Origin of the sequence: Paenibacillus eucommiae (genome assembly GCF_017874215.1) — a bacterium.
Classification (GTDB): Bacteria; Bacillota; Bacilli; order Paenibacillales; family NBRC-103111; genus Paenibacillus_AI; species Paenibacillus_AI eucommiae.
On record NZ_JAGGLB010000007.1, the window covers coordinates 1 to 14,022 of the forward strand.

Sequence of the window (14,022 nt, forward strand, 5' to 3'; positions counted from 1 at the left end):
CTTCGTGATTCCCCCTCGCCTCGTTGTAGCACCACTCGATCTTTCTCGGGGGACCAGACCCAAATAGGACATGAGATGTTTGGGACTTTTAAAACGAAGAAAGGTACATATTTCCGCTGCGATCGTTACTGCTGTTAATAACTGTATGCCTCGAAGCGCCTGCAGCGCCTCAATCAGTTTGGCATGCTTCGTTTGTACGACCTCTTTCGTCATGATTGCTTCCAGCCGTTTTTTTCTCCCTTCACTTTCCCGAATCGCCTGCATATACTCCTCAAACACCATCCGCTGCATGTCATTTTCCCACTTCAGGGAATTCAACCATTCGCGGTAAACCTGGGTCCACCGTCTTTTAATTCCGACGGGTGGAAACTTTTGCTGCCGCAGCAAAAAAGAGAGGAGACGCTGACGAGCGGTTTGAATATCCTTTTTGGCATCTTCTCGTGCTCGTACCAAATCTCGAAGGGCCTCATCATCTTGATCAGGTACATATACGGCCGTTAGTTCTCCTGCTCTCAAGAGCTGGGCCAAACGCTCAGCATCCCGTCGATCGGTTTTTACTTGGTCACCGGCACGTTTTGGAATCAGGCTCGGGGCAACGACCCTACAGGTTACTTTCATAGCCGTTAGCCAACGATGAAGCTCATAGCCCGTTGGTCCAGCTTCATAACATACTTCTATTTGTTTGATGTCACCCATTTGCTTTATAAATTTCCGTACAGCTTCTGGCGTATGAGCAATCGTCCCCCAATACCGGGATGCTTCTCGTCCCTCATCTGCCACAGCAATCGCTATTTTATCCTTAGACACGTCAAATCCAATAAACTTTGTGCTATACTTCATAGTAGTCAGCTCCTTTGTTTATAGCTCTGCAATGTGTTAGTCCTAACAACATTGTAACCTATGTGTGAACAAATTGGAGCTGTCTTACGTTCATCATAACTCTCTTTAGCTACAATCGCACGAATCACACGAACACAAGCTCAAACGGACAGCCAGCAAGGCTTTTTCTTTTGGTTAGTAGAGATTTCCTAGCGGGCGCAGGCGCTGGGCAAGAAGAGCACGCGCAGGTGAGAAGGATTTGCTACTTTAACGATGTTTTTCATCGTTAAAGTAGCAGATCCTCTCCACAACCTTGCTTTAACGATGAAAAACATCGTTAAGTGGAGTACACGCTCATTTCAGCGAGGGTGGGCTGCTACTACCATGATCAAACGGATAACGGACTGGCAGTAGAAGTTACTTTCCTGAGGGAGAGGGATAGTGTCGATAGAGAAATCTGTGCCTTTCTGATTCCCTTGGTGAATGAACAGTCACACCGTTCGCTTCATCACTGTAAAGCTGCACCATACGACTACTTCCTTTCATTCCAGGTATCACCAAAAAAACTTATACTTTAAGTTCAAAAAATAAAATGACAGTAATTTATAGTAAATTACTGTCATTCTATCAAGCTGATTTATACACAGAAAAAAAGGGGATCTGCATCCATATTTCAATGTATTTGTTTGACGCGTTATAGCATTAAAGCTTGTTCTTGATATACTCAAGTAATTAGTTCTTATTAGCTTTCAAAGCTGCAATGGCTTTTGTATAATTATCAACAGTATATTCATAAACTTTCTCTACACCCAGTTTCTTAAATTCCTCAATCGCTTTAGCTTTCTCTGCTTTGAATTCCGCATCGTTTTTAGCCAAAATCAATTTAGGTACCTCTTGCTTTTGATAATTATCAATTTTTGCATTAAGCCGTACAATTTCATCCGGATCAGCACTAGGAAGAAAAGGTGTCAAGTCCGATAATGGGTTAGTACCGTAAGTAACCCCTGCAGGGAGCACATCATAAGGCACTTCAACCTTATAGTAGTCCACTACTTCTTTCATCAGTTTATTCTCCGGCAGCTTTAACGATTCAATTAATAGATCTCTGCTTAATGCAATGTTAAGCGGATCCTTAGTTCCAGGAATTACACCTGAATTTAATAAACCTAAATTATTTTCGAATTTTCCATAACCGTATTTATTTATATGATCCGGATCCAAAATATTGGTATCATGTGTTGCTGTATACGCATATTTACCGTCTATATTCGTCCAATCTGTACCCTCAATTCCATTCAAAACCGTCATCGCACCATGAACGGAATATAACCAATTAATCAGCTTCATCGCTTCTTCAGGATGCTTACTATTTTTATTGATCATAAATACATTAGAGTTGCCATACTTAAAATTGTTATAATAATAGCTTTTACTGCCAGTTATCGGTATAGGTCCGAAGAAGCCTTTATCGTAAATCCCTTTACCTCTAAGATACGTATTAGCGCCATCTATCATCCAGCTTATTTCGGATGCTAATACTTGATTGGTACTGTATTTCTGCAAGGCTTGGTCATACTTTTGCGTAAAGCTGTCCGGATCTAGTAATCCTTTTTGATTAGCTTTATTCCAAAATTCGACTCCGTTCCAGAAGGATGAATTCTCATCCAGAAACGCATTTCGTGTTGCAAACGTATTTCTCTCTATTTCCAGCACTTGTGTTGCACCTGCTGTTTCGTACCCTTCATGTCTGACTGTCATTGTGTCGGTTATGATACGTGGTCCCCATTCAAACCAAGGAGAGAAGCCATAATACTTCTTTCCGTCCTCATTAGTGGGATGTTTCTTAAGCATCTCCGCCACCACGTTTAAGTAATCATCGTAAGTTTTAATTTCCGGATAACCGAGCTCTTTATAATAATCCCATCTTAAATAAACACCTCCATAAATCGAATCCGGCAATGCACTGACTTCGCTTACCTTAGTGGAAATATACTTTAATTGGCCCCTGCCTAGTATGTTTTTATTATAGGCAAGTGTCTCCGCCGGGATATTTTTCTTAATATCAGGACCGAACTTTTCGAGAAGTGGTTCCATATCCAGAGCAAAGCTGGATGCTTGATCAGGCAACTCTCCGAGTCCGGATATAACCATAATATCCATCATATCGCCGCTAGCCAGTCTGGCAGCCAGCTTCTCCTTACTTGGATGCGTTTCCATATCAATTTTTATGTTTAACTCTTTTTCAATTTGTTTGGCAATAGGATCCTCCTGTATTCCACTTGGTACATTATTCGCCATAGAAGCACTCCAAAAGGTTAAAGTGACAGGCTCCTTTGCAGGTGTACTACTGGCGCTTTCACTTGAACTCGGACTTCCAGTTACATTGTTACCCTTTTCTTTGGTGCTGCTGCATGCCGAAATATAAACCAGCATGGACAATAAAAGTAAAATGACTACAGTGAACTTTGCTTTTTTTCTCATGAATAATGCGACCTCCTGATTATTATTTATTTTATTGAAATGACTGCCTGAAATAGCAGTTCAATAAGACCGATTTACCCTTTGACAGCCCCTAACATGATACCTTTAACAAAATACCTTTGCACAAACGGATAAACTGCAATAATTGGGATAACCGTCACCATAGATACCGTTGTTCTAATTGAAAATGGATCTAACGGTTTATTGCTTGATAAAGATCCAAGTATGTCCTTGTTGCCAGATTGAACTGCCTGCGCAATACTTTCTGCTTCTTGCAAATAATTGATCAGAATATATTGCATCGTTTGCAAATTACGATTGGAAACTAAGAAGAAATTATCCTGCCAAGAGTTCCACTGGGAAACTGCCGAAAATACAGCAACGGCTGCAATAACTGGCATAGAAACCGGAATCATAATTTTATATAATATTCTAAAGTAACCCGCTCCATCAATCAAAGCAGATTCCTCTAAAGAAGGAGAAATAGATTCCATATAAGTTTTAATCAGTACAACCGCAAATGGAGAAATTACAGTCGGCAAAACATATAACAAGAAACTGTTCGATAGCCCTAATGTTTTCATTGTAATAAACCAGGGAATTAAGCCTGCATTGACAAACATAGTAAAAATCGTCCCTCGGTAAATCCACTTTCTGCCAATCAGCTCTTTTTTAGTTACAATGTAGGCGAGCATCGCGGAAAAAAAGAGCGTTAGCACCGTTCCAATCACCGTTCTCGAGACGGAAGTGACAAAAGCAGGTATGATTCCTTTAAGCCCTAGTACTCTTACATAGCTATCTATAGTAAATCCAGAGGGAAAGAAATACAACCCCCCTTTTGCAACCGCATCTGCACTGCTAACAGACACTAGGAAAATATAATAGAAAGGATAGAAGCAAAGGAATGCAAACAATAGTAACAAGCATGAATTCATTATTTGAAAAGGAATATCCTTATTTCTTCCCATATACAGACACCCCCTAATTCAAAATATCGATTGATCCCTTAATTTTTTTGACAAATAATTTGCTGTGGTCAGCAGTAGAATGCTCACAAGCGTCTTCGTCATCCCGATGGCTGTAGACATTGGATAATTATTTAAATAAATTCCAATTCGATATACATAGAGATCAAGCACCTGTATCTTTTCCTGAACCAACGCATTATTGAAAAGATAGTATTGTTCAAAACCATTATTAAGCAGCCCGCCAATATTTAGCAATAACAAGGTAAGGAAGGTTGGAATCAACCCTGGTATTGTTACATGCCAAATTTTCATTAAACGATTCGCTCCATCCACTGCAGCGGCATCATACTGCTCCGGATCAATACCAGTAATAGCGGCAATATAGACAATCGCTCCAAAGCCAAGATTTTTCCAGACCGCGATAGCTGTTTGGAAAAACCAGACTATATCCGGATTAGCTAGTGGATTCAATGGACTGGAGATAAGATGGAAGTTAAAGAGGACTTTATTAAGCATTCCATCACCCACCGAAAACATGACATAAGCAACGGCATAAACCAAAACCCAGCTTATGAAATAAGGCAGTGTTGTTGTAGATTGGACAAATTTCCTTAATACTTTCCCTCTCATTTCTGTAAGCATAATCGCAAATATTACACTCGAAGGAGAAATTAGGATACCAAGAAAGCTTATTACCAAAGTATTTCTTAACACTAACAAGAGTTCTGGATCATTAAATGCCATTTCAAAATATTTAAAACCCACGAATGGAACATCAAAAATTTTGAAACCCGGTTTATAATCAAAAAATGCGATTATCCAACCCAATAGAGGCAAATAAGAAAACAATATAACGGCAATCACACAAGGAAATGCCATCATTAAAAGTGTGATTTGGCCCTTAGATATTCGTCTTTTTTTTATAGTTGACAATTCCTCTCCCCCTTATATGTTTTATTCAAAATCAATTCCCCATCAAAAGCTTAACCTTCAATAAATCTCCTCCATAATTAGATTTCCCTCTAGCGTATCCAATTTTGGCACCTCTGCTTTGTTTAATGGCGTTTCCGCTAGCATCCAGTTCAAGGGCATCGTTTAATAAAATACCTTTATCTGAAATAATACTTAATTGCACAATTCCACTATATTGAACAATGCCAAACTCTCCTGCCTGAATAGAGTCGAGAGCTACTCCATATAACAAATCACCATCACACCAATTCTTTACTCCATTCATATCTGTTTCTGCATCTCTAGAAACAGGGCTTCCCTTGACTATTTTCATTGAACTTGTATTTTTCACAAATTGATGAATAGCAGGATCACAAATGGACCACTTGCCTTCATAAACCTCGTCAAAACCAGTTGGGATAAAGGTATGTCCACCATCCAGAGTAACCACAGCTTCAATATATTCGATTTGATTTCCTCGTAATTCAAATGTAAAACTAGATTGCTTGTAACCACGAAGATGCTCCTTATCAAGATTTTTAAAGTATAGATATCTGAGAAACTCTGCTTTGCAGCCTTCCACTATGACAATATCTTTTCCATAAGTTGCAAGGTCACCTATCATAATGAATTTACAGATGCATTGAAATAACTCAAACCTGCAGCCTTCATCACCATATAACTCAACACCGTTATGGGCCCAGAGCATGCCGTTGGAATAAACACCTCTAGCTACAACTCTCTGACCTTTTCTTAATCCACATGCCAATCCATTCTGATAATTTCCCATATCAGGCGTATTCTCATTAATCAGGGTACAATCAATCAACTCAATGGTGCCGCTTAGATAATCATCATCAATGTGTACAGGACATTTCGTATTTTTACTTATTATCGTCATGTTACGTAGAGATGAATATTCAATCTTTTGTTTATAAAAAGCTGAGTCAAAGGTAGATTTAGCATCACTATAATCGGCTTCTCTTTTTATAACCTGTACTCCACCTCTGGATTGGCCAACAATATCCACATAATTCTTCATGCCAAGGTAAAGATTTCCGTCATAAGAGACATCATAGACTCCATTTTGTATTCTTAGCCTGTAGGGTTTCTCGGCTGAATTGTCTGTAATACTATCTAGGGCAGTTTTTATATCCGTAAAATCACAGTCCGCTCCAACATTTCCCCCAGCTTTAACTACAATTTCAATTAGTTCATTGGGTTGGCTCATTCATATACTCCGTCAGCATAATCATTTGTGAAGTTAAAGCAGTATCTAGCTTTATCTCGATTCCATCTTTAGACAGTGCATACCCGCTAAGGATAAACTCGCTTCCTTCTGGCTCAATCCGAGCTTGATACTTCATACCTTTTTTAAGACCGCGGAATTTCAGCGTATATACATTCTCTTCTGCATTAACTAAACGGAAAACCGTAGCAACTGCTTTCTTCTGATCATCGGAAACATACTCCAGTGCAGCCCATCCTGATCCATCTGCTCCTGGAATCACAGGGGTATGATGATATACCTTTGCAGTTCTGTGAAATGTTCGGATAAATTCTTTGTATATCTTTATATATTTTTTGGTACATTTCATAATAGCTGGATTTGCTTCTGCAAGTGATGGTGTAACCCCAAATAGCGTAGGATGTGCCATCATGATTACATGCATTTGTGTATCGGCATTTCCATTATACGAACTTTGCATACCTACACCGTATGACCTGTTAACGTATTCAGGAGGAAGAGCCATGCTCATGCCATTTAATATGCGGACCGTCCTCGGCATTTTAAACCAATCGGAAACCCAGGTTGTTGTAAACCTGCTGACAATACCTATATCCGTGCGTCCACCACCACTTGCACAATTCTCTAATTGAAGGTTGGGGAACCGCTTGCCAACACGATCAAAAATACCATAAATCGCTTCGACCTGTCTCCAATGTGTATTCTCATTCCTGCCTCCCTTGAGGTTGAACCCGCCTTCAGGTGAACATGAATTGTAATCTAAACGGAACATATCCAAATCATATTTTTCAACAAGTCTTATAATCTCTGATTCCACAAAATTCTGAACCTCTGGTTTCGACAAATCCAGGATTCTATCTATTGTCTTTCCATGTTTTTCTATGAACCAGTCCGGATGCTCCGCTGCAATCTTCGATTTAGAACCTGCGCTTTCTGCTTCTACCCACAAACCATACTTCAAACCTTTTTCCTTTGCGTATTCAAATACAGGAAACAAGTCATTAGGCAGACCTTCTGCAGCATACCAATCACCGGTTGTATTTCCCCAATCTGTCCCTGTTTGACCATTTTTACCGTACCATCCAGCATCCACCATAAAGAGCTCTGCTCCTATCTCAGCGGCAATATCAATTTCCCGTTTAAGTCCGTCTTCACTCATACCCGGCTCTAAAAGACTAGGTACCATGTAACCTGCTTGATTGTAAATTACAGGTTGTAATCCATCACCTACTTGTTTCAAGACGGATCTTCTAAGATAAGCATGCAGGTTTTGAATGGCCGTATCGAAATCGACATGACTCATCCCAAAATGTACTTCCGATGCTTGAATTGTCTCCCCAGGAGCAATCAGTCTAGCCGGAGACACAGTTACTGGCATAATCTCAAAATTGAGGTTTATCTTCGTTTCATGTGAATGCCTATCGTTGTTATAATCAGCTAAGAAAGATGCCTTCCAATTAGCAGACCAGCCCATTTGGCAAACCATATATCCGCCATATATATTGTTTCTAAGCACAAAAAACGGGCTGCCATGCCCACTCTGCCCTTGTGTTGAATTAAAGAAAGTACCCGTGTTTAAGGCAATATCCTGCCAATCAAAATTTCCTTCATTGGACCAATGTACATCCCTAAACCGACCAACAGAATAAGGATAGACTGTAGCATCCTTGAGATTCTCAGTGATATTATGAGTCATTTCCCAAATATAACCTTTTAAAGGAACTACACTTGTAAGCCCAACAGTTTCAACGTCCGATAAATTAGTAATTTCCATGGCTCTTCTGAAGAAACCAAATCCACAGCAGCTCGTAATAATTTTTAATTGAATAGACTTCAAGGAATGCTTCAACGTTAATGAACCAATTGCATTCCCCGACTCATCCTCGGTCGAATCAAAGCTTATAAATTCCCAGCCGTAGTATAGTGACTCGCCATCAATCACAAGATCAAAAGCTGGTTTATCTACAAATTCACTATGTTCATAAATAGTCACACCATTATCTTGAAAACCTGAACTTAGTAGTTTGCCATCAATAAACCTCTCAGTGTAGATGGACAGGTCTGACCCATACTGAAAGCGCTTCTTTCCTTCATCTGAAAAAATTACCTTTGAACTTATTGACATATAAATCCTCCTAATTTTCTTTGTTATTTATAAGGGCAATCACACAAGGAAATGCCATCATCAAAAGTGTAATTTGACCCTTAGATTTTCGTCTTTTTTTATATTTGACAATCCTTCTCCCCCTCCTTAATATTAGTATTTAACTACTCACTCTCATTTCTTTAAAATTATTGTATGTTAGAACTTCTCGTGAACATAGTCGCAAAATTATATGTTTTTTTCATAATTATAGTTTCTTTATCATGGGATGAGGAGAAGGTTAAATATGATTAAAAAACTTTACAACAATCTCATCAAACAAAAGTTTTTTAACAAAGTGTTACTTATTTACACGTTAATCATAATATTCACCATTATGTTGCTATGTTTCCTTATTTCGAGAAATATAACGGTTTCTACAGAAAAAGACGCTGTCCTCAACAACGTACAAACCATTCAAGCTGTGGATACCTATTTCACACAAAAGGTAAATAGGGCGAAGCTGATGCTGCAGCAGATTTATATGAATCCTGTGCAAAACCGGGATATGATAGATCTACTAACTAATCGCAATGAAACTTTTGACACCGATTATTTAGCAAAATCTATTCTCCTAAATTATTATTTGGATGCTTCCCTATCCATGGATCGAGATATTCTCGATGCCTATATTTATAAGAAAATCAGTGGAGAAAGCTTTTATCGTTCCGTAGACCAGCAACTAAGCGTCGATGATTACTTTACACATAACGAGAATTTATTTAACAGCATGGACCGCGATTTCTATGGCTTGAGTATTACTCCTTCTTATTCACAAACCTATAACTATCAAAGTAATCAAATGATTTATACCATTGCGGCCAATATAAGAGGATTAAACTTAGACCATGATTTTAACCGAAGCATTGCTATCCTAGCATTAAATTTCAATACCGAAAGAATTAAGCTGTCTTATGCCAATTTGAAACAAAAATATAACAGCGATATAATGATTTTGACTAAATCAGGAGAGGTTATTTTCGATTCGACAAATCAATATTATGAAAAACAGTATCCCTACTTTGACAAAGTCATGCAGTCTCAAACTAAGATTACGTTAGTGACTGATCAAATCGTCAACTCAACGGTTAACGACTATTTAGGCTTTACCATTGTTGGCTTATTGCCTTTATCTCAAGTAAACAAAGAAACCAATTCCATCCGAAATACGATTCTGATCATTTCCATCTTATGCGCCTTGATTGCTATTCTTCTTGCTCTTATAAGTATCCGTTTTTTCTCCCGCAGAGTTCAAATTATTAATAAAGCTATTCAGAAAGTTCAACTGGGTGATTTCACATATCGGATTCGCAATATGCATGAAAACGATGAGATTGGCCGGATAGCCGCTAATTTCAACCAAATGTGTGAACAGTTAACTGATTACGTGAATACGGTATTTGTATCTGAGCTTAAGCAAAAGGATGCGGAGCTGTATGCGCTCCAATCACAAATTGAACCTCATTTCCTATACAATACATTGGAAGCCATTCGTATGGAGTCATTAACCACAGGAAACGAGCAAGTAAGCCATATGATCGAAATTCTAGCTCAACTATTCCGCAATAGTATTAAAAACGGGATGATTGTTCAAATCAAAGATGAACTACGTTTTTGTGAAAATTACTTAGAGCTATACAATATTCGTTATAATGGACAAATCAATATCGAATTTGTGATCGAACCAGAAATTCTGGAGCTTGGCATTTTAAAGCATCTTCTTCAGCCCATTATTGAAAACTCTGTAATGCATGGCATTAAATATGATCAACTGGATAATCAAATAACTGTGAAAGGCTACAGACATGATCAGACGATATTCATCGAGATTTCAGATAATGGCAATGGCATTGACGATGAGAATTTAAAAAAAATAAAAACGGAGATGCTTACTAAAAACATTCATAATTCCAGTATTGGGATCTCCAATGTCCATAATCGAATTCGTCTGTTTTTTAGTGAGCCCTACGGCGTGGAAATTGCCAGCTCTCGAGAAAAAGGAACGGTCATTCAGATAAAAATCCCAGCCCATTCCAAAGAGGAGTTGTTACTTGCATGTATAAAGCCTTAATAGTCGATGATGAGCCAGGGATTCTTAAAGGATTGATTGACATAGTCCAATGGGAGGATTATGGGATTGAAATTATAGGACAAGCCAATAATGGAGCCGATGCTCTAAGTATTATAGAAGCTTGGAATATAAACATACTTATTACTGATATTAAAATGCCTGTGATGAATGGTCTAGAGCTTATTAAACAAGCGCGAGTACTTAATCGATACCTTAAGATTATTATCTTAAGCGGATACGATGATTTTGCATTAGTTAAAGAAGCGGCCATGCATGGAATTGAAAACTATTTACTTAAGCCAATTATTAGAGATGAGCTTTCACTTACTCTGCTAAATATTTCGGAAAAAATAGAAAATGAAGTGACTCAGCAAATTCAATTAAGAAGTGGTGCTTTAATCCTCAGAAACAACATTATAAACCGCTGGTTAACCAATAGTATCAGCTCGGCTAATCTTGTTGAAAGAGCAGATATATTACAAATTGATATTAGCAGCCGACAATATCTAGTTTGCTTAGTGAAGGTTGTTTTCCAAGAAAATGATGATCCGTCTTTCAAAAACATGATCAATTACGGAAGTGAAAACATCTGCAATGAACTATTATCCCCATTATGCAAAACGATTACCGTAACGGATTCGAATGGCTACTTGGTTCTGATTATACATACAAATCAACCGCATTTTGACTACAAAAAGCTCCAAGATTTACTAAAAAAATGTCAAAATTACATTAATAAATTTTTTAAACGCGAAGTATTTATTGCCATGGGGAGTGCTGAAAAAGAGAATCAGCTCGTACATCAAAGCTATGCCAACGCGCTTCACCTGATGGAGTATAACTTGATATTACCGCCTAATACGATAGTGGATTATGCGCAGATGAACCAAATAGACAAACGTGATCCTGATAAAATAAATGCTAATTACGAAATCTTCAAACAACATATCTCATCTAAAAATAAGGATGGAGCAACAGGCTTCATTGTGGATATCTATGAACAAATCGCCAAAAAAACCGGGATTTCTCCTATTACTGTACAAAATATTTCAACTGAAATGTTGTTCCACATTTTGGGTGTTTTAAACGCAAACAAAATAGATCCTGCCACACTCTTTGAGATTCAGGACAATTTATTCGTGCAATTGCTAAAAATGAAAAATTTAGAGGAACTATCCACCTGGCTCCAAATAATTGTTTTAAAATCTATTGATAAATTGAAATATGAAGAAGCTAGTAAAAATCCGCTTATACAACGGGTTCTTGACCATCTGGAAATCCACTACGCGGACAATATCTCCTTAAAAACACTCTCTTCAGCCTTCAACGTTAATGCCGCTTATTTAGGGCAGATGTTTATTAAAGAGAAAGGGAATACCTTTTCCAGCTATTTGAACGGCAAACGGATTGAAAGTGCGAAGGATCTGCTACAGAATACGAAGCTAGATCTAAAAGAAATCGCGGAAAAGGTGGGTTATGTCAACCAAAGCTATTTTAATAATATATTCAAAAAAATAACAGGGATCTATCCCACCAAGTATAGACTGAATAATCTAAAAACAGATTAGCTTAATAATCTGAATCCCCGAAAAAATTACTTGAATAAGTAACTCAGATACAAGCTTGCAGACGTCCGATGTAGTAGGGTGCTGCGAACAATAACGGCTCGTCTGCGCCGCGGCAACGGCAGGAGCATCTGACGCTGCGGCAACTGGTTTTGCAGAATGCGTTGCTTTATCGCATGCTCCGTGTATTCGTAGCCAAGACTGCGGTAGGAAGGTGAACCCTTTCAGGCTGTCCGTTACACAGACCAAAGAACGCCGAAAGGCGTTCATGGCGAACATCTAAACCTATTCAAGAATGAAGCCCTTGAAATCTACCTTCGATGAAGCTCCCGTAAAAACTTCCAGGTTATACAGCCCTAGATCCAACTGATCAATGATGGTTTCCGCGCTGGTTAAGCTTTTGATAACGCCATTTATTTTGACATAGGTATGCGATGACTCTGACTCCCCTTTGTAAGCCCTCAAAGTCAGCTTCCTCTTGGCATTAACAAACACCCATGCAGACAGGATGATCATGTCCGTGGAATCAGCCTTCGTATAGTCAACGTAAACCTTGAAGCTGTCCTTAAGCACCTCAGGCATTGTTAACCAGTCTTCAGGTACGCTGTCCTTGATTTTTTGACTGGAATAATCGATTTTGGTATAGCCGTCTACGGTGATTGTACGAGGGGACAGGTGGGAAAAAAGCACTCCCGCTTCATACAAATGACCCATGTCTCCAAAGTGCAGCCGATCTGGAATGATGTGCTGGGCACTAATAGAGGAATACTGCAAAAACTGTTCCGTATATGCATTCATGTCAACGATCTGGAGACCATACTCTGCAGCCAGCTCCCTTTTCACCTCGTTGGCTATACATTCGATATGCTCACTCGTTCTCATCGGGTAATCATAGATGTATTCAGTTTGCACGCCCGGTTCGATGACCGCTTGAGTCGTTAGCAGAAACGGCTGAATATTCTTCGAGTAGCACCATTCCACAATCTGTTCGATGAACCCTTTGAATCCGATCCTGTAAGCTTTTTCGTTCGCATAGTAAAGCGGATCGTTGCGGTCATTGATACCGAAACCGATGCCAATCATTCGTACGTCACTGTAAGCGGACGCCCCGCCAAACTGCTCCTCCAGGACTGTTACCGCCCAGCTTGCGATTTGTCCGCTAAAGCCCGCGTTATATATGCGTAATGTCTCGTTCTTTGTAGCCTGGCGAAGCAATTCCTCCAATTTCTTCGAAAAAGCGTTCGGCGAAGTACTGTCTACCCCAAGCGTATTGGGCACCCAATCTGTTGTAATCGCACCGTCAACCGTACTATCACCGAAGAAAGCAATAGGGAATTTATTTCCTTGTAACCATTCCATCCATGCATCGTTGAACGTATGTATTTTTTTGGTATGCAAAGCTAACACCTCCTAAAAATAGAATAAACGGAAAGCTTCTCCTGAGGCAAGGGGATAGTGCGCAGACGCCTTGTATCGTCCTTTGAGGTGCGTGATTGCGTGTGTGCGTACGGAGGGAATGGCTGTGGGCTCCAGCCGCTGTTAAAGATTTGTTCCCTTGAATGGAATGGATGAGGAGGTAGGAACAAATCTTTAAAGGCGGGCGCTATCGCTCTTCCACCCACAGCCATTCCCTCTCTTTAGCTACAATCGCACGAATCACACGAACATCAAGCTCAAACGGACTGCCAGCAAGGGTTTTTCTCTTGATAGGAGGGGATTTCCCCGCGAGCCAAGCCGCTGGGACTGAAGAAGGGCCCCTCTAGCGCGTACACCGA

9 protein-coding genes are annotated in these 14,022 nt (G+C 39.4%); 2 read left to right on the forward strand and 7 right to left on the reverse strand.

Features of this window, described 5'->3' with window-relative positions:
- From J2Z66_RS12200 to J2Z66_RS12225, 6 genes are all read right to left on the reverse strand, one after another.
- The coding region (locus J2Z66_RS12200; protein ID WP_209971690.1) for an IS110 family RNA-guided transposase at nt 1–840 on the reverse strand (840 nt) is incomplete at its 3' end.
- 711 nt (nt 841–1,551) lie between these two features.
- Entirely contained in the window at nt 1,552–3,300 is a 1,749-nt protein-coding gene (locus tag J2Z66_RS12205) for an extracellular solute-binding protein (protein ID WP_209971691.1), read from the reverse strand.
- Nucleotides 3,301–3,374: 74 nt separating this feature from the next.
- Nucleotides 3,375–4,268, reverse strand: coding sequence for a carbohydrate ABC transporter permease (locus J2Z66_RS12210; protein WP_209971692.1), 894 nt, complete (start codon nt 4,266–4,268; stop codon nt 3,375–3,377).
- 18 nt (nt 4,269–4,286) lie between these two features.
- The gene (locus J2Z66_RS12215) at nt 4,287–5,201 is read right to left on the reverse strand and encodes an ABC transporter permease (protein WP_245375495.1); all 915 of its coding nucleotides are present in this window, start codon (nt 5,199–5,201) and stop codon (nt 4,287–4,289) included.
- A gap of 31 nt (nt 5,202–5,232) precedes the next feature.
- Entirely contained in the window at nt 5,233–6,450 is a 1,218-nt protein-coding gene (locus tag J2Z66_RS12220) for a DUF2190 family protein (RefSeq protein ID WP_209971693.1), read from the reverse strand.
- A complete protein-coding gene (locus J2Z66_RS12225; RefSeq protein WP_209971694.1) occupies nt 6,434–8,593 on the reverse strand; it encodes an alpha-galactosidase in 2,160 nt (719 codons plus the stop codon). Before J2Z66_RS12225 ends, J2Z66_RS12220 begins: the two co-directional genes overlap by 17 nt.
- A 265-nt stretch (nt 8,594–8,858) precedes the next feature.
- Between J2Z66_RS12225 and J2Z66_RS12230 the strand changes: the two genes are divergently transcribed.
- Together J2Z66_RS12230 and J2Z66_RS12235 are read left to right on the forward strand one after the other, a co-directional pair.
- Entirely contained in the window at nt 8,859–10,682 is a 1,824-nt protein-coding gene (locus J2Z66_RS12230; RefSeq protein WP_209971695.1) for a sensor histidine kinase, read from the forward strand.
- Entirely contained in the window at nt 10,667–12,250 is a 1,584-nt protein-coding gene (locus J2Z66_RS12235; protein ID WP_209971696.1) for a response regulator transcription factor, read from the forward strand. The genes J2Z66_RS12230 and J2Z66_RS12235 overlap by 16 nt, the downstream gene beginning before the upstream one ends.
- A 282-nt stretch (nt 12,251–12,532) precedes the next feature.
- On the opposite strand, the gene J2Z66_RS12240 is transcribed toward J2Z66_RS12235, so the two are convergent.
- Nucleotides 12,533–13,645: an SGNH/GDSL hydrolase family protein gene (locus tag J2Z66_RS12240; protein WP_209971697.1), complete on the reverse strand. Its 1,113-nt coding sequence runs from the start codon at nt 13,643–13,645 to the stop codon at nt 12,533–12,535.
- Nucleotides 13,646–14,022 lie beyond the last annotated feature (377 nt).

Bases quoted from the DNA above. Each gene is read 5' to 3' on its own strand.
- J2Z66_RS12235 (WP_209971696.1), top strand. From the start codon at position 10,667: ATGTATAAAGCCTTAATAGTCGATGATGAGCCAGGGATTCTTAAAGGA.
- J2Z66_RS12230 (WP_209971695.1), top strand. From the start codon at position 8,859: ATGATTAAAAAACTTTACAACAATCTCATCAAACAAAAGTTTTTTAAC.
- J2Z66_RS12210 (WP_209971692.1), bottom strand. From the start codon at position 4,268: ATGGGAAGAAATAAGGATATTCCTTTTCAAATAATGAATTCATGCTTG.
- J2Z66_RS12225 (WP_209971694.1), bottom strand. From the start codon at position 8,593: ATGTCAATAAGTTCAAAGGTAATTTTTTCAGATGAAGGAAAGAAGCGC.
- J2Z66_RS12205 (WP_209971691.1), bottom strand. From the start codon at position 3,300: ATGAGAAAAAAAGCAAAGTTCACTGTAGTCATTTTACTTTTATTGTCC.
- J2Z66_RS12220 (WP_209971693.1), bottom strand. From the start codon at position 6,450: ATGAGCCAACCCAATGAACTAATTGAAATTGTAGTTAAAGCTGGGGGA.